We start from the raw sequence: 17,009 nt of genomic DNA, 5'->3' as shown, positions 1-17,009 counted from the left end.
GCCCTACCGCGGCGCCGCCGACACGATGATGTTGTCGCGGTAGTGACCGTTCGCGAACGGCCCGCCGCAGGTGACCAGCTCCAGCCGCGGCGAGCCCGTCCGGCTGAAGATGCTCGACGGCAACTTCGACTTCAGGACCCGGCGGACGCCCGTGACGCGGTAGCTGCGGGTCTTCCCGTCGGCCGTCCGCACCTCGATGCGGTCGCCGCGCTTCGCGCCGACCAGGCGGAAGAACGCGCCGGCGCCCTTCTTCGCGCTGTCGACGTGCCCGGCGATCAACGTCGCGCCGGTCTTCGCGCCCGGCGACGCGCCGTCGGCCCACCAGCCGGCGCGCTGGATGTCGTTGGGCACGTGCAGCACGCCCTGGTCGGCGTCGATCGACACCGGGGTGATCGTCGCCCGGACGTTCAGGCGGTCCAGGCGCACCGACGTCGGGCGCGAGCCCCCGTCGCCCTTCGTCGCGTCGACGTTCGTCGAGGCCACGGGCTCGCCGCCGGTCGGGATCAGCGGCTGGGCCAGGGCGGTCTCGGCCTCCTCCGCGCACGCGGTCTGCGTGCCGGCGCTGACGCCGGAGGACGCGATCCGCTCGCGGTAGGTGTAGAAGCCGGCCTTCGGCACCGTGACCTTCGGCGTCGTGTAGGTGCCGTCGCCCTTGACCGCGACGTTGCCCTTCCAGAACGGGGTGCCGGAGCAGCGGATCGCCGCGCGGGTGCGGAACGGGCCGAAGAGCTCGACCTCGACGGACGCCGGGGTGGTGCCCAGGCCGGTGACCTCGAGCCGGTCGAAGATCGAGGAGCCCGGGCGGACCACGGGGCTCGAGACCTTCGTCACGACCTTCGGCGTGGCGCGGGCGATCGTCGTCTCGGTCGCCTCGCCGCAGCCCGTCTGCACGCCGGCGTACCCCTCGCCGGGGAGGATCGCCTCGCGGTAGGTGTAGTAGCCGGCCTGCGCGAGCTTCACCGGGGCGGTGACGTAGCTGCCGTCGCCCGTCGCGTCGAACGAGCCCTTCCAGAAGGGCGTGCCCTCGCAGGTGATGGCCTCCTTCGTCGGGTACGGCCCCCACAGCTCGACGGCGACCGGGGCGGTCAGCTTGCCGAGCCCGGAGACGACGGCCGTGTCGGTGACCTCGGTCCCGACCGCGGTGTCCTGGCTGCTGATCTGCGTGTGGATCGCCGGCGTGCCGCGGACGATCGACGTCTCGGTCGTCTCGCCGCACGGGGCCTGGAACGCGCGGACGAAGCCCTGCGCCGCGATGTCCTCGCGGTAGGTGTAGTAGCCGGGGACGGTGAGCGTGACCGGGTCGGTCCGGTACTCGCCGTCGCCGGGGACGTCGATCGACCCCTGCCAGGCGGGCGTGTCGGTGCAGGTCATCGCCGCGCGGGTCGGGTACGGCCCGTAGAGCTTGGCGCCGACGACCGCGGGCTCACCCGACAGGCCGGTGACCCAGGCGGTGTCCGACAGCGCGACGCCGGGATCGGCGACCAGCGAGCTGACCTCGGTGCGCACGGCGGGCTGGACCTCGACCCGGAAGCGCTCCTCCGGGACCGCGCACGGCGTCGTCTGACCGATGACCTCGGGCGTCGAGTCGACCGTCACCTGGTACCCGTACCAGCCGGCCGCGCCGGGGGTGATCGGCGGCGCGGGGGACGCGCCGGCGCCGGCGGTGTAGGAGACCTGGGCCACCGGCGGGACGTCGCAGCGCAGCTCCTCCGGGGTGCGCGCCGGACCGTAGGCGCGGACGGTGACGGTGCCCTTCCAGCCGGGGGGCGCGCCGCCGATCGTGACGGTGTCGCGGTTCGACTCGCCCAGCAGGATCGCGCCCGGCGTCGCGGCCGTCGTGACGGTGAGCTTGGCGGGGACGACCGTCGTGCTGGTCGCGGCCGCGACCGTCGTCGACGCGGGGACGACGAGGCGCTGGGCGCTGCGCTTCGACGCACCCTTCGTCGGGACGTAGAGATCCGGCGCGGTGGCGGCGAGCTCCTCGGTGCGCAGCTGCAGGCGCAGCCCGCCCTTGACGTCGTTCGGGGTCGCGGCCACGGTGGCGCTGCCCTTCGAGCTCGTGCGGACCGACGCGGGCAGCCCGGCCGCGCCGGCGGAGCCCTGCAGGTCGACGCGGACGCCGGGGACGGCGCGGCCGGACGCCGCGATCACCCGGACGGTGACGTTCACCTTCGTGCCCGCCGTGGCCTGCTTCGGCGCCTTCGCCTCGATCCGGTACGGACCGGCGTACGCTCGGGCGTCACGGGCGATGCGGTCGAAGCGGGCCTTGACGCCGATCGCCTTCGGGTCGACCTCGCCCGGCGCGCCGTCGCCCATCAGGGAGTGGACGTAGAGCATGACCGCGCCCTGCTCGCCGGCGGCCTTGCCGCGCCCGTGGTTCCAGATCGCCCACGACATCTGCCGCAGCTCGGCGGCGGAGAGCGTCTTGCCCTCCTTGCTGCGCAGGCCGACGGCGCTGTGCTGCTCGTACGCGAAGGCGGTCGACGGATACCAGAACCGCAGGTCGATGCACCAGGCCGGCAGGGTCACGCCGGGGATCGCGCCGCGGTAGCTGCCGAACCAGCGGACGCCGTAGCGGTAGCGCTTGTACGCGCCGATGCCCGTCGTGCCGCAGGTGTCGCGGCCGGCGCTCGAGCACGGGTCGTTCTGGTTCGGCGGCTCGGCAGCGCCCGCGGGTGGCGCGCCTGAGTGCAGGGCCAGGAGGACGAGGACGAGCAGGAGGGCGGGGAAGGTGCGACGCACCTCGTGCAGTCTGCCGGACGGGCCGGACCCCCCGCCATCCACCAGCGGGTGGATCGGCGGGTGGATCACCCCACGACGGCCGGCCGGAGCCGCGGTCGGGCCCCGGGATCAGCCGCGCGAGAACGGCAGCTCGGCCGTCAGCCAGCCGATGAACTCGCCCGGGTTGCGGCTCTGCGTCCACACGCGACCGGGGCCGGTGAACTCGAAGACGAGGCCCTCGCCGCTCTTGGCGGACTGGATCAGGCCGCCGGCGGCCGCGCGGCGCAGCTGCATCTGGACGCCGTCCTCGTAGGCGACCATGTGGCCGGAGTCCAGGACGAAGCCCTCGCCCTCGCGCAGCTCGACGACGTCGATGGCGCCGTAGGCCGCGACCACGACCTGGCCCTCGCCGGTCACGCGGACGAGGAAGCCGCCCTCGCCGCCGGCCAGGTTCTTCAGGCCGCCCCACTTCGCGTCGATCGACACGCCCTCGTCCGCCGCGAGGTAGCCGCCGCGCGCGACGCTCAGCCCGCCGTGGACGGGCAGCACGACGACGTCGCCGGGCAGGCGCGCCGCCACGTCGACCCAGCCGCCCTGCGACGGGGCCGTGAACTTCGTGACGAAGACCGACTCGCCGCCGAGGACGCTCCGCTTGAACGCGCCCTTGAGGCCGCCGCGCATCTTCGCCTCGATGTCGACGCCGGCCGACGTGGCCATCATGGCGCCGGACTCGGCGTTCAGGGCCTCGCCGGGGGCGAGGGTCAGGCGGGCGACGGCGAAGCTCGGGGCGTGCCGGGTGGTGACGTCCATGGGGACTCCGGGGGTCGGGGTGGCGGGCGCGGGAGCCCGGGTCCGCCGACCCTACCTCCGGCCGCGACCCCCGACGAGCGGGTTCACCGGTCGGCCACGGGGGCCGATCCGCCGGCCGGGGCGACACCGGCCGCGGCGAGGGGGACCGGCGCGCGCGACGCCGGGGCGCCGCTCAGGTCCCCAGCGCCATCGCGACGATCGCGGCGGCGTAGGGGAAGATCGCGCAGAGCGTCATGCGTCGGGACATGGGGCCACTGTAGCCCCGGTCGCCGACGCCCGCGCGGGCTCAGCGCGGGACGAACGTCCCCTCGAGGTGCCACTCGCCCGCGAACGTGTCGAACGGACCGCCGACGATCAGGCTGGCCCACTCGAGGACGTACTTGCCGGTCTTCGGGTCGTAGCTGCCGGTGACCGGGCGCGTGAAGCCCGTCGAGCTGCCGTCGGGCTTCGGCGAGCCCTGGTTGAACGACTGCGTGTTCCACTGCGCCGCCCACGAGCTCAGCTGCCCGCTGAGCTTGCCGCTCGTGGCGATGATCGACGGCGGCGGGACGGCCGTCTGCGTCTGCGGGTCCAGCTGGTTGGTCGAGACGCCGAACTGGACGCCGAAGAACGGCTCGGTCTGCAGGATGCGCTTGGCGATCGCGTTGCCGTTGGGATCGAACGCCGGGGTCGGGGCCGCCTGGTAGCCGCCGGTCACGAGCCCGCCGTCGGTGCCGGGCTTGAAGAGCGTGTACGACGGGTCGCTCGCGCTCGAGGAGTAGTTGCCGAGGTAGTCGCCCGTCGGCGTCTTCATCCGGAACCAGCTGCCGGACACGCCCGACGAGTTGAGCTTGCCCGCCGTCACCTTGAAGAGCCCGACGAGCGGCCCGTTCGCCGCCGCCGTGCCGGTGCCGGGGGTGTCGGCCCCCGAGGACGGCAGCGTGACGTTGCGGCGGACCTCGCGGCCGGTGGCCTTGCCGGACACCCGCAGCCGGGCGTGGACGACGGCGGCGCCCGACAGGCCGGTGCGCAGCACGACGCGGAAGCGGCGCTTGGACGTGAGCTTCACGGTCTCCTTGCCGCCCGCCCCGTCGCCGGAGACGGAGACCACGACCCGGGCGCGCGACCGCGCGACGCCGGAGGGCAGCGTCACCTGGCCGCGGACCCCGACGACGCCGGCGACGGGGCTGACCTTCGTCAGCCGCACCTTCGCGGACGTGGCCGCGCCGGCCGTCGCCGGACCCGCGGCGAGCACGACGGCGAGTGGGAGCCCGACGGCCGCAACCCGGCCGGCGAGACGCCTGCGGCCCCCGTCGCGACGCTCCGAGGCCCCTCGCTCCTGAAATACGTACATGCCGATCAGTATTCCAGGTTTGATTCTCGGCGTTAGGGATCACAACTCCGGCCGCGGGGGCAGCCGGATCCGCACGCGCGGCCCCGGGCTCTCGACGCCGGCGGCCTGCTGCTCCTCCTGGGCCAGCCGCTCCAGCTCCCCGGCGGCCCCGCGGTGCCCGAGCTCGGCCGCCCGCCGCAGCGCCGCCACGGTGCCCGGGCGGTCGCCACGCTCGGCCAGGACCTGCGCGAGCGTCGCCGCACCCTCGGCGTGCCCGCGGTCTCCGGCCCGGCCGAGCGCCGCCGCGCCCTCGCGAGCGTCGGGGGTGTCGAGCCAGCCGCTGGTGACCCAGAACGCCGCGGCCTCGGACGGGTCGGCCGGTGGATCGAAGGCGCTCTGGGCGCGGGCCAGCAACAGGCGGCCCAGGTCGTGCGCGGCTCCTGGGTGGCCGAGCGCGTCCGCGCGACCGAACGCCGCGATGGCTCCGTTCCCGTGCCCGGCACGCGCCCGCAACCGGCCTTCCTCCACCAGCGCCCGCGCCACGAGAGGTGCCGGCAGCCCATCGGGCGGCTGCGCCCACGCGCCGTCATCGGGCATATCGGCGTGCCTCAGGGTGTCGCGGTGCCACTGCAACGCGTTCAGCGCCTCATCGGCACCGTCGAGACCCGCCGCGACCGCCCGCTCGAGCGCCTTTGCCGCGACGTCCAGCGTGCCCGCGCTCCAGTGCAGCTCAGCAAGGTTGAACGCCGCCGGGGCGTGCCCACGTTCCTCGGCTCGCCGGAACGCCTCGATGACGGCCGTCGGGTCTGCCCCTTGTTCGGCGAGGACGACACCGAGCAGGTTTGCCGATGGCCCGTTCCCAGCCGCGTCGGCACGGCGGAGGACAGCCTCGGCACCCGCGAGGTCGCCGCGAGCGCGGAGGGCCAGGGCCTGGTCGTAGGCGGCATCGCTGCCGCTACGAGCATCGTTCGTGCTCACGGGAGCTCCTGCGTCCTCGTGGCCGGAACCGCGTCGGCGGCTTCACTGCCCAGCACCTCGGTCGGGCTCGGGAGCTTCGGCTTCGCGACCTCCGGCCCGCGGTTGCCACACAGCGCGACGACGTTGAAGCCCTTCGCGCAGATGACGGTCCGGGCCTGGCGCTCCAGGACCCGCTTCTGCCAGATCTGCCAGACGCGGTCGCTCTGCCGGACGACCTGCCGCACGCCGGTGCGCGCCTCGCGATACGGCAACTGCTGCGCCGGCTTGATCGATTGCACCTGGAGCACGACGAATCCCCCGGGGGCGGCCACCGGGCCGACGACAGCGCCCTTCCTCGCGCCGAAGAGGGCCTCCCGCAGCTCGAGGGCGATCTCGATCTTCGCGTGCGTGCCGATGCTGCCGCCGCGCTGGGCGCTCTTCCGGTCGATGGACCGCTCCCGCGCGACCTGCGCGAACGGTGTCCCGGCCTCGGTCTCGGCGAGCGCTCGAGCCGCGTCGGCGGCGGTCCGCGACACGATGATCCGTGCCCGCCGGCGCTCGGGGACGACGAACTCCGACCTGTGCTGGTCGTAGTACGCGCGGACGTCGGCCTCGCCGAGCTTGGCGGTCTGGCGTCGGACGATCGCACGGCGCAGGGTCGCCGAGGTGACGTCTTCCCGGGCCCGCTGCCGGAGGTCGGCCTCCGTGAGGCCGGTGATCTTCGTGAAGGCAGGAATCTGCGAGGCCTTCCCGACGATCGCCGGGACCAGTGTCTTGCGGAGGTACCTCTCGACGTCGCGGTCGGCGACCCGCACGTGGTTGGCGCGAGCCTCCGCCAGGCTCGTCCGCGTAGCGAGCACGGTGTTGATGGAGCGCTCACGCAGGGTGGCGCGCACGTTGCGGCAGACGGTCTCGCGCTGCGGGCCCGACAATGCCTTGTAGTACGGGGCGCCGGCGACCTGCCGAATCTCCTCGGCACACGCCGCGGGGGCGTTCGTGAGGGTGAGCAGCCGCGGCCGTCCGAGCTTGGTCACCGAGGAGACCCCGGCCACCGCCGCGGTCGTGAGCGTACGTTCGAACGCCTCCGCCTTGCGGTACGCGGCGTAGGGCACCCTGGTGCCGTCGATCGTGGCGACGGTGGACGGCGGCGCAGCAGTGGTTGTCGATGCCGTCGCCGCACGTGCTGCGGAGGAATCGTCCTGACGATCGGAAGATCCGCCACAGGACGCGAGGATCGTCGCGAACGCCAGCGCGACACCGGCGGTCCGGAGTCTGCGGGCTGCCCCCCGACGGACCGCGCTTCTGCGCGGCCGGGCCCAACGGCCGAAGGACCTCAGGACCTGCTGATCAGACTTGAATCCCACGGTGGGTGCGTCCTCGTCGGTCGTCGGGGGCATCTGCTGGATCGGAACCGTCATCGGTGCTCCGGACCCGGACGGCTGACATCCGGTGCCTGCTCAGCCGAGCGGACGGCTACGCGGCCCCGGGCCTTCCGGGGCGTCGCGCAGCCGCCGGCCCGCGGCGTTGGCGACTACCGGCTCACCCGGAGGCTCGCGGTGCGCCGGACCGTCTTGCCGGCGACCTTGATCGTCACCGTGATCCTTCGCGTCCCGAGCGCGGCGCGCTTGCCGACCCGGACCGGGACGGAGAACGCCCGCTCGGTACCGGACGCGAGCGCCGGGATCGCCGTGCGCGCCGTGCCGGTGGCACGCAGAGCGGTCGGCAGCCCGGCCGTCGCGACGCTCTTCGGCAGCGTCCCGGCCGTGCCGTTGAGGAGCACGAAGGGCAGCTTGGCCGTCTTGCCACGCTTGACGGTCGTCAGCGTGCGGGTGGAGGCGACGCTGATCGTGCCGCCGGAGGGCACCGTGACGGTCACGGTGTCGCCCTTGTCGCCCTTCGCGCCGGTTGCGCCGCTCGTCCCCGTGTCGCCCTTCGGGCCGCCGGTCGCCGGCGTCCCGATGCCGGACACCGCGATGCGCAGCGTCTCGCCGTTCGCGGTCTCGACGACGACGAACGCGGTCCGGAGCCCCTCCCCGCCGGGAGCGAAGCGGAGGGGCACGTACAGCTGACTTCCGACCGGCAGCGTGAACGGCCACGCCGTGATGCGGTCGGAGTTCGTTACGAAAATGTCCGCATCACCCGAGGCCGCACCACGAGGCAAGAGGAAGTCTCTCGCGTTGTCGCCCTCGAGGTAGACCTTCGTGATCGAGGAGGCAACCTGGTTCGAGTACGCGACCGCGGCGTTCTGAACCGGGCTGATCGTCCCGACCTCCTGGCCCGTGAACACCGGAGACGATGAGTCGTGCTGCCGCAGGATCGGCTCGCTCACCACGATCTGCTGCCTGCCCGCGCCGCCCGTGGCCAGCCACGGCACGTCCGTCAGTCCGAGGATCGGCTGGGGCACCTCGGTGTAGACCTGCGCGTCGCTCACCGGCGTGCCGAACGGCGCACCGGAGAGCCACTTGAGAGTCGGACCGCCCAGCTCGCCGTTGCTGTTCTGGCCCCAGCCGAAGACGCGCCCGTCCGTGGTCAGTGCGTAGGTCACGGCTCTCTCGGAGACGATCTGCTTGAAGGCCGGGTAGCTGGTAGCAGCAATGCCGTCAGTCGTCGCGGCTCGCGTCGTAGCCGTCGTGACCTTGGCGTCCAGACCCGCACTGCCCAGACCCAGGCCGAGGCGACCCGACGAGTTGTATCCCCACGCGCGATAGGAACCGTCCGCGAGCAGCGCGAAGCTCGAGCGGTCGCCCGCGGCGATCTGCACGACGCGCTTGGGTCCGACCGCGTCCGCCAGGCCGGTCACCGTGACGACGGGGCTCGCCGTCGGAGGCGTCGTCGTTGTCCCGTCGCCCAGCGCGCCCGTGGTGTTCACGCCCCAGCCGACGACGGTGCCGTCGTCCAGCAAAGCGAGGGAGTGGTCCACACCGGCCGCGACCTGGACGGCCTTCCTGCCGGCCGGCAGGAGAACCTTGGCCGGGACGCTGTTGGGCGCGGTGCCGCCCGTGCCTAGCTGGCCGACCTGGCCCCAGGCCCAGACGTTGCCGTCGCCGTCGAGCGCGAGGCTGTGGTTGGGGCCGGCCGCGACCTGCGTGATCCCGGTCAGCCCCGCGACCGTTGTCGGCGTCGCGATCGCTGTGCCGACCGTGCCACCGGCGTTCCCGAAGATATTGGCGCCGAACGCCGAGACGGTGCCGTCGTCGTGCAGGAGCAGCGAACCACGCTGACCCCCCGCGGCGACTGCCTTGACGTCCGCGGTGCCCGGGACCGCCTGGAGCGTCGACGCTCCAGGCGACGTCGCAGTGGCGCCGAGACCGAGGCCGGCGAGGGCGGTCGGGGTCGTCAGGTTGTAGCCAGTGGAATACACACCGCCGGGCGTGAGGACGAGCGAGATGCCGTCACCGGCCGCAGCAGCGGTGGCGTCGGCCGGGGCGTTCGGGAGCACCGCGATCCCACGGGGGGTGCTGTCCACCGTGCCGATGCCGGTCGCGTACGGGTGGCCGAGGCCGCGGAGCGTGCCGGCGTTTGCGAGCGCCGGAAGGCCAGCGAGACCGAGCACGGCGAGCGTGGAGGCGACTAGCAGCCTGTTGGCACGGTCCGCTGCGATGGGGCGCGGTCGGTCGGGGGGCGTGGGCGAGAACATGGCGCTCCTAGGCGTCGATGAGGGCATGGATGGAGAAGAAGGAGGGAACCGCGGTGGCGGACGGCGACGTGTGTGGACGACGGACCCGGCCGGCGGAGGGCGCAGGCGGCGTCCGCACTCCCGATGCAGCGGGACCCGCAGGTTGCGGACCGCTGATCAGCGGGCGGACTTCACCGATCGCCGAGCGCCCACCCGCTCGCGACGCGCCGTATCGACGCGTCACGTGCAGGTGGGCGCTCGGCCGGCGCAGGATCAGACGTCGCCCTCGATGTGCCAGAGGCCGGTGTAGCCGTCGAAGAAGTCACCGGAGTAGTTGGCGAGGATGTCGCTCGTCCACTCGAGCGTGACGTTCGAGCCCGACTTCGTGCCCGTGAGGACGTCGGTCGCGATGGTGCCGGAGTAGTCCGCGCCCTGGTTGTAGTAGCTGTAGCCGGTCAGCGCGGTGCCGTAGCGGATCGACCACGCGCCGACGTCGCCGCCGGTCAGCGCGCTCGTGCCCCAGGTCAGCGATGGCGTCGAGTACGGCGCCGCCGCCGACTTCCCGCCGACGTATGACAGGTCAGCCGACTGCGTGTTGACGTCGAACGGCACGCCGAAGAAGTTCTCCGGCGTGACGATGGCGCCGTAGCCCTGGAACGTGCCGGTGTTGAGGCCGTCGGCGGTACCCGCGTGCAGCGGGGTGAAGACCGACGACCCGTTGGTGAGCGCGGCGCTCGGGTTGCCGTCCGCGTAGAGCTTGAGCCACGAGCCGGTCGCGCTCGCGCCGCCGCCCGTGAGGGCGCCGTCGTGGATGTTGACGCTGGCGGCGTTCGCCGGGCCGGCGGCCACGCCGAGCGCGACCACGACGCCGGTCAGCAGCGCGGCGTTGCGGCCCCGCTTGCCGTCCAGGATGTTCTTGATGCTGGTCCTCATGGGAGTACCCTTTTCTGTCGGTTGGCCGGGAGCACGAACGTGCTCCCGGATGCCACCCCCCGCGGCGTCTCCTTGCCGGCGTCGCCGTGGGGGGCCTTCCTCGTTCAGAGGGGAAGTCTCGGGATGTTGCTGGGATCAGGGAGCGGGCTCGAACGTGCCGCTCAGGTACCAGAACCCGGTCTTGCCGCCGAAGGGCCCCGAGACGATCTCGCTGCTCCAGTGGATCGTGTAGCGGCGGGTGGCGGGGTCGTAGGTGCCCTCGACCGGCTTCGTATCGCCCGGCAGGGAGCCGTCGAACTTCGGTGAGCCCTGGGCGAAGATCCCGGTCTGCGCCCAGTTGGCCACGAAGGCCGTTGCCTGGCCGTAGAGCTTGCCGTCCTTGTAGAAGATCTCCGGCACCGGCGCTCCGCCAGGAACCGCCGCGCCCCCGGGGAACACGAAGGACTCTCCGCCGGCCTCGAGTCTGCGGTCAGTCGTGAAGACGGTGAAGTACTGACCGAAGAACAGCTCGCGCTGGGCGATGTTCTGGGTCAGCACGCCGCTGTCGTCGTAGAGCGGAGTAGCCGGCTGCTGGTAGCGGCCGGTGGCCAGTCCGCCGTCGCTGCCCGGCCGCAGCAGGGTGTAGCTCGGGTCGCTCGAGCGCGAGGTCGCGTTGAGGATCCACTGGAACGGCTCGCTGGGATCGCCGCCGGCGCGATACCCCATCCGGAAATACGATCCGGAGTGCTTGCCCGTCGTCTGGTCGCGGACGCCCGGATCGAGCCGGAAGAGGCCGACGAGCTTCTGCGCGTCGGCCGGCACCGGATTCGTTGCCCCGGGCGTCGTGCCCGGCGTCGTCGCCCCGGGCGTCGTGCCCGTGCCGCTGCCGCCGGCGACCTTGACCGCGACCGTCTTCGTCACGGCCTTCCCCGACGCCTTGCCGCTCACCCGCACCTGCAGCTTCGCCGTCAGCGTGCCGCGCAGCGTCGTGCCCGAACGGGTGATCGTGTAGCCGCGCCTCTTCGTCAGCGACCCGTAGCGCGTCTCGGTCTTCTTCGCCGCGTCGCTGAGCTGCAGGCGGACCGTGACCTTCTTGCGGTTCTTCGCCGTGTTCTTCAGCGACGAGGGGAGCTTCACCGTGCCGGTGGCCGTGATCTTCGCCGTGGTGGCCGTCACGTTCGTGGCCTTGACCGCGGCGGTGAGCGAGGCCGGGGTCGACTTCTTGACCTTCTTCGCGGCCTTCTTGGACGTGGCGGCCTGGGCGGCGGTCGGCGACAGCGCCGAGCCGGCCCAGACCAGGCCGCCGGCGGCGAGGACCGCCAGGACGGCGAGGAGCCAGAGGGCTCCGGCGGCTGGCCTGCGTGATTCGTCTCTGGTGCGTCGAGGGGACATGGCGAGGTTTATACAGGGTAATCCTGATCGGGTCTACCTATTTGCGTCTCAATAGGGTCCGGGATTTTCTGAAGGCATCCTGCGGCTGTCCGCACTCGGGTGCCCGAAGCGCGTCGCCGCCCCCACCCGGGCACGCCGAAACCGCCGGTGGATACAGGGGATCCACCGATCGGGAGACCCGGTCGGCCGGCGCCGCGCAGGCGCGCCGGATCGGGCGCCGACCGTGCCGGTCGTACGTCCGTCCATCAGGCGCCGTGGCCGTCCAGGGACCCGGCGGGTCGTCGACCGCGAGGTCCTGCGCGGGCGTTCGGCCCCCCGCAGCGCCCGTCCCCGCGTCGTGCGGGGTCAGTCCTCGGGGACGGTGTTGAAGAGGAGCGTCGCGAACGTCTGCTCCGCCTCGTCCAGGTCCGGCGGGGTCTCCCGCGCCTGGATGTGCGCCCGCATGGTGGCGTGGATCATCGTGAGCATCAGCTCGGCGTGCGTGCGCTCGGGGGCGTCGTCGCGGACGTCCATCAGGAGCTCCAGCAGGCGCTCGCGGTGGCGGCCGCGGATGCGCTGCACGCGCTCGTCGCGGGCGGTGGTGATGAAGTGTGTCTGCAGCGCGTCGGGGCTGCTACGCATCTGGACGTAGCAGGCGCGGACGGCCTGGTAGAGCGCCGCCTGCCACGTCGGGGCGCGCACCAGCAGGTCGCGGCTGCCGGCGTAGACGCGGTCCAGCACGATCCGGTACTGGGCGAGCATCGCGTCCGCGGGGTCCAGCGGCGCGCGGGCCGCGAGCGGGACGTCGTCCGCGGGGCGCAGCTGCACGACGAAGAGGCGGTGCAGGTCGTCGAGGAGCTCCGGCAGCGTCGACGGCGAGCCGACCGCGAGCCGCTGGTAGATCGCGTCGTACGTGGCGGCCACCAGGGCCTGGGCGACCAGCGGCCGGGGGCGCTCGCCGCCGAAGGCGACGGCCGCGTCCTCGAGGAGCCGGGCGAGCTCCGCCATCCGCGTGTCCCGGCGGTCCAGCAGCGGGCGGCCGGTGCGCAGCGGCTCGACGACGAGCAGGCGGCCGAGCGGCGGGTCCGCGGCGAAGGTCCGCAGGACGACGTCGAGCGCCGCGCGGATCGCGACGTCGAGGCCGGTCGTCCCGACGGCGGCGGCGGTCAGCGCGCTCAGCAATCGGTCGGTCTCGACGTCGCACGCACACAGACACGCGTCGTCCTTGCCGGAGAAGTGGTCGTAGAACGCCCGGCGCGAGACGCCCGCCCGTCCGCTGATCTGGGCGATCCCGACGTCGCCGAGGCCGATCTCGCCGACGCACTCGACCAGGGCGGCCATGATCCGGGTGCGCTGGCTCTCGGCGACCTGCTGCCGCGTCAGCCCGTGGTGGCCGGCGGGGAGTCGCGGGGCCGCGAGCACCGCCAGGCGCTCGTCGGCGGTCGACCGGGGGGCGGAGACGGTTGCGACGGAGGAGGGGCCCGCCCCTCCGGCCTCGGCAGCGGACCGGCCCGCCGGGTCGGCGAGTGCGCCCGGGACGACCGGGTCCGGGGTACGGACGTCTGTGCGCTCACCGACGGACACACGACGATGCTAACGACGAAACCCGGACGGCGGAGTATCCGATGCGGCAGATTTTCCGGAGAGCGGTTGGCCCGCGTTCCAACGGGCGGCCTCGACACGGAGTCGACACGGTCGCGACTTGAGTCGCGTCGCGCAGTCCGGCAGCATGAGGTCGATGAGCGACCGGAAGCTGGACCAGATCGACCGACGGATCGCGGACACGCTCGAGGAGCTCCGGATCCTGCGCGTCCACGGCGACCAGCGCTGGTCGGAGGCCCTGGCCCACAGCGACGCCCGGTGGGCCGACGCACGGGCCGAGATGCGGGCCGGCCGTGCCGTCACCGACGAGCTCTTCGCCGAGGTCCGTGACGCCCGCACGGCGAGCGAGCGGCACGCCGACGAGCTCTTCGCCGAGGTCCGTGACGCCCGCACGGCGAGCGAGCGGCACGCCGACGAGCTCTTCGCCGAGATGCGAGCGCTCCGGGAGACCAGCGACCTGCAGACCGAGGAGCTGCGGCGCGTCAGCGACACCAACGCGATCCAGACCGACGCGCTCCGGGCCCTGCTCGAGCGCGACGACGACCGTCGCTGACCGCGCGCGGCACCCGCCGACACGCGAACCGCTACGGCGTCGTCTGCTTGCCGTTGGGGTCGACCAGAACGAGCGAGCCGTCGTCGAGCTGGTAGACCTGCCCCACCGGCTTCCCTCGGCCCGTCGCCTTCGACGGCGTCGACGGCTGGGTCAGCGCCTTCTCCTGGCCCGACGGGTCCTGCTTCTTGGTCAGGTCGGTCTTCGACAGGCCGAGGCCGGCGACGAGGAACGCGACGGCGAGCACGAGGCCCACGTCGAAGAGGTTGACGACGCCGTCCAGTGGATCGCCCGCCTCGGCGTCGAGCTGGCCGTGACGGCCCAGTCCGATGCGGCTCATCGCGACACCGCCTCGCTCGGCCGGTAGCCGTTGGTCGGCTCGATCGCCGGGCCGTGGTGGACCTGGCGGCCGATCCAGCCGGTCTGCGGCAGGCCGGCCTGGACGCCCGAGCGGGGCGCCGGCCCGCCGTCGTGGCCCGGTCCCCCGCCCCCGGGTCCGCCGCCGCCCGGTCCGCCGCCGGACGCCGAGGCGCCCGTGGCCTCGGCGTGGGTCTCCAGCGCGCTCTCCAGCGCCGAGAGGTCCTCGGTGTACACGCGGGTGCGGACGAGCGTCAGCGCGAACCCGAGCGTGCCGACGACGAGCCCGAGGACCGTCGCCGCGAACGCCACCTGCATGTCGTCGGCGAGCTGTGCGATGTCCCCCTTGCCGAGCGCCGCCAGGCCCGGGGCCAGCGGGATCAGCGTCCCCATCAGGCCCAGCGCCGGACCGGAGCGCACGAGCATGCGGGTGCGGTCCAGCCGGCGCTGGACGTCGAGCTCGTAGCGCGTGAGGGCCTTCTCGTACCCCTTGGCGCGGCCGGCGGCGTCCGGACGCGTGCGCGCGGCCTCGCCGAGGCCGAGGATCGCCCGCTCGGAGATCGGGCTCGGCGCGGAGCGCGCGAGGATGTCCGCGTCGCCTGGCGACTGCAGGGCCCGCAGCGCCAGGCGCTCGACGCCCGGGGCGCCCGGGCGCACGCGACGCCAGGTCTCGGTCAGCGCCCGGCCGACCTCGAGCGCGAGCACGCCGAGCGCGACGAGGACGAGGACGTGGACGGGGACGTCGAGCGAGCCGGCGATGCCCGACAGCCCGTCGGCGATCGCCCCCTCCGCGACCGGCACGACACCGAGGACGGCCGAGGACGCGGGCTCGAGGACCGACAGGCTCATCGACAGCTCCGGGAGCGGGGGCGCATCCGAGACCTACTTCGCGGGGACGAACTTGCCGGCGAAGTACCAGTCGCCGGTGAAGTCGTTGAAGGGGCCGCCGACGATCTGGCTCTGCCAGTTGATCTCGTACTTGTGCGTCTTCGTGTCGTAGGTGCCCGTGAGCTTCGACGTCTTGCCCGGCAGGGTCCCGTTGGCCTTCGGCGTGCCCTGGTTGAAGTAGATGCTGTTCCAGCCGACGTTGAACGCGCGGAGGTCCCCGGTCAGCCGGTAGGTGGTGCCCTTGATCTTCTTGCCCCGCGTCAGCTTCGGGACCGACGCCGCACCACCGCTCTGGTAGTCCTTGGCCGCCGTCCCGAGGCTGAAGTTGATCCCGGCGAACGGCAACGGCTGGACGATCCGGTTGGCGAGCGCGAACCCGCGCGTGTCGAACGCCGGGGTCGGATGCTCCTGGTACTGGCCCGTACGCAGGCCCCCGTCGATGCCGGGCTTGAACAGCGTGTAGGTGTTGTCCTTGGCCTTGGAGTCCGTGTTGTTGAACCACGGGCCCTTCGCCTTGCTGCCGTTGGGGTAGATCATCCGGAAGTACGAGCCGGTGGCCGTGACCTTCTTGCCGGACTTCTTGTACGTGCCCTTCTGGGCCTTGAAGGTGCCGACGAGGTTCTCGGCGCTCGCGGCTCCGACCGGGCCGGCCAGGGCCGCGCCGGCGACGGCGGCCACGGTCACGCCGGCGAGCAGCGCGCGGCGGGAACGCCGCGTGGTCGTGGGGTTCTGGGGGGCGGTGCGATCGGTCATCGGGACTCCTGCGGGTTCGGTGGACGGTGCGGGGCGGAAAGACGGACGGGCCGACAGCGCTCACCGCCGGACGACGCACCCCGCGCGGGGTGCGTCGCGACGCGACGGTCGCGGGGACGGTGCGGGACCGCGCGCGGCGACGCCGTACGGGACGAGGGGCTCCGGGCGACGAGGCTCATCGGAGCGCGAGCTCCCGCTCGGCGGGGTCGGGATCGGGGCCGGACGGATCCCCCGGCGCGGCGCCGGAGCGTCCGGGACGCGACGGCCGGCGCCGCGTGCCGGCCAGCGCGCCGGCGCCGAGCAGCAGCAGGCCCGGGACGACGAAGAGCCACGGGAAGAGCCCGAAGCGTGGCAGGGCGGCGACGGCGTCGTAGCGCGCGACGTTGTCACTCATCACCCCGACCATCGGCGTGATGTTGTTGAGGATCTTCGTCCAGCGGTCGCGCAGGGTGATCGCCGCCGGCAGGCGCGCCTTGATCTCCTCGTCGCTCAGACCCCGGGCCTTCAACGGCGTGACGAGGTCGTTGGTGACCGCGCCCTGGCCGATGGCCACGGTGCCGAAGTGCCCCTGGACGGTCTGGACCTGCTTGCGGGTCTCCAGATGCGCGAACGCGTCGATCATCCGCTCGCCTTGGGGCGCACGGCTGAACATCCCGAAGACGAGCGGCGCGAGCAGCAGCAGGACGCCGAGCGCGAGGATCGGCCGGCGCAGCGGCGGCCACGCCCGGCGCCCGGCGACGAGGCCGCCGAGCGCGAGGACGACGGCCAGCACGCCGGGCGCGAGGAAGAACCACGGGAACGCCCGGAACGAGGGCAGCGCCTGCACCGCCGCGAAGTTCGGCTGCTGCCGGTCGATCGTGCCGAGCAGATCGGAGAACGTCCGATCCACCGCCGGCCACTGCTGCACGAACAGCGCGACCTGCGGCGCCTTCTGGAGGAATTCGGCCCGCGCCGTGGCCGGATCGGACTTCGGGACCAGCAGCGCCGGAGCCGTGGTGGTCGCCTCCTTCGCGAACGCCGCCGCCTGCCCGATGTCGCGCTGGAACCCGTCGATCCGCTCGGGCACAACGGCCGGCGCTGATGCTCGAGGCGTTCACGACGCAGGTGACTCCAATCGGCCCGGCGTCGGAGCAGGTGTTGGCGGTCGCCGGATATCGCCC

The 17,009-nt window shown here is 73.2% G+C and carries 14 protein-coding genes; 1 reads left to right on the top strand and 13 read right to left on the bottom strand.

Annotation, left to right across the window (positions count from 1 at the left end; all coding sequences use genetic code 11):
* Window positions 1-3: 3 nt before the first annotated feature.
* The 9 genes from AB0L40_RS06900 to AB0L40_RS06860 all read right to left on the bottom strand — a co-directional run bounded on the left by AB0L40_RS06900 (window position 4) and on the right by AB0L40_RS06860 (window position 13,283).
* Window positions 4-2,742, bottom strand: coding sequence for a class F sortase (locus AB0L40_RS06900; protein ID WP_364351195.1), 2,739 nt, complete (start codon window positions 2,740-2,742; stop codon window positions 4-6).
* Between the two features lie 108 nt (window positions 2,743-2,850).
* A complete protein-coding gene (locus AB0L40_RS06895) occupies window positions 2,851-3,531 on the bottom strand; it encodes a TIGR00266 family protein (protein WP_364351192.1) in 681 nt (226 codons plus the stop codon).
* Window positions 3,532-3,817: 286 nt separating this feature from the next.
* The gene (locus AB0L40_RS06890; RefSeq protein ID WP_364351189.1) at window positions 3,818-4,864 is read right to left on the bottom strand and encodes a hypothetical protein; all 1,047 of its coding nucleotides are present in this window, start codon (window positions 4,862-4,864) and stop codon (window positions 3,818-3,820) included.
* A gap of 39 nt (window positions 4,865-4,903) precedes the next feature.
* Window positions 4,904-5,821: a hypothetical protein gene (locus tag AB0L40_RS06885; RefSeq protein ID WP_364351186.1), complete on the bottom strand. Its 918-nt coding sequence runs from the start codon at window positions 5,819-5,821 to the stop codon at window positions 4,904-4,906.
* Window positions 5,818-6,912, bottom strand: coding sequence for a peptidyl-prolyl cis-trans isomerase (locus AB0L40_RS06880; protein WP_364351183.1), 1,095 nt, complete (start codon window positions 6,910-6,912; stop codon window positions 5,818-5,820). The genes AB0L40_RS06885 and AB0L40_RS06880 overlap by 4 nt, the downstream gene beginning before the upstream one ends.
* A 419-nt stretch (window positions 6,913-7,331) precedes the next feature.
* Window positions 7,332-9,353, bottom strand: coding sequence for a hypothetical protein (locus AB0L40_RS06875; protein WP_364351180.1), 2,022 nt, complete (start codon window positions 9,351-9,353; stop codon window positions 7,332-7,334).
* 336 nt (window positions 9,354-9,689) lie between these two features.
* Entirely contained in the window at window positions 9,690-10,349 is a 660-nt protein-coding gene (locus AB0L40_RS06870) for a hypothetical protein (protein WP_364351177.1), read from the bottom strand.
* Between the two features lie 135 nt (window positions 10,350-10,484).
* Complete coding sequence (locus AB0L40_RS06865; protein WP_364351174.1) at window positions 10,485-11,720, bottom strand: hypothetical protein; 1,236 nt, start codon at window positions 11,718-11,720, stop codon at window positions 10,485-10,487.
* A 345-nt stretch (window positions 11,721-12,065) separates the two neighbouring features.
* Window positions 12,066-13,283 carry a TetR/AcrR family transcriptional regulator gene (locus AB0L40_RS06860; protein ID WP_364351171.1) on the bottom strand — a complete coding sequence of 406 codons (1,218 nt, stop codon included), beginning with the start codon at window positions 13,281-13,283 and terminating at the stop codon, window positions 12,066-12,068.
* Window positions 13,284-13,437: 154 nt separating this feature from the next.
* Here AB0L40_RS06860 and AB0L40_RS06855 point away from each other — a divergent pair, with 154 nt between their 5' ends.
* Window positions 13,438-13,854: a hypothetical protein gene (locus tag AB0L40_RS06855; RefSeq protein ID WP_364351168.1), complete on the top strand. Its 417-nt coding sequence runs from the start codon at window positions 13,438-13,440 to the stop codon at window positions 13,852-13,854.
* Between the two features lie 31 nt (window positions 13,855-13,885).
* Here the strand turns inward: AB0L40_RS06855 and AB0L40_RS06850 are convergent, their stop codons facing one another.
* The 4 genes from AB0L40_RS06850 to AB0L40_RS06835 form a co-directional block, all read right to left on the bottom strand.
* The gene (locus AB0L40_RS06850) at window positions 13,886-14,191 is read right to left on the bottom strand and encodes a DUF2149 domain-containing protein (RefSeq protein WP_364351165.1); all 306 of its coding nucleotides are present in this window, start codon (window positions 14,189-14,191) and stop codon (window positions 13,886-13,888) included.
* Window positions 14,188-15,057 (bottom strand): MotA/TolQ/ExbB proton channel family protein, encoded by an 870-nt coding sequence (locus AB0L40_RS06845; RefSeq protein WP_364351162.1) that lies wholly within the window; start codon window positions 15,055-15,057, stop codon window positions 14,188-14,190. The genes AB0L40_RS06850 and AB0L40_RS06845 overlap by 4 nt, the downstream gene beginning before the upstream one ends.
* Before the next feature lie 33 nt (window positions 15,058-15,090).
* Window positions 15,091-15,849 carry a hypothetical protein gene (locus tag AB0L40_RS06840; RefSeq protein WP_364351160.1) on the bottom strand — a complete coding sequence of 253 codons (759 nt, stop codon included), beginning with the start codon at window positions 15,847-15,849 and terminating at the stop codon, window positions 15,091-15,093.
* A gap of 175 nt (window positions 15,850-16,024) precedes the next feature.
* On the bottom strand, window positions 16,025-16,915 hold the full coding sequence (locus AB0L40_RS06835; RefSeq protein ID WP_364351158.1) for a hypothetical protein: 891 nt from the start codon (window positions 16,913-16,915) through the stop codon (window positions 16,025-16,027).
* Window positions 16,916-17,009 lie beyond the last annotated feature (94 nt).

Source organism: Patulibacter sp. NPDC049589, from assembly GCF_040675535.1.
GTDB lineage: Bacteria > Actinomycetota > Thermoleophilia > Solirubrobacterales > Solirubrobacteraceae > Patulibacter.
This window is presented reverse-complemented; position numbering and strand designations above follow the sequence as displayed.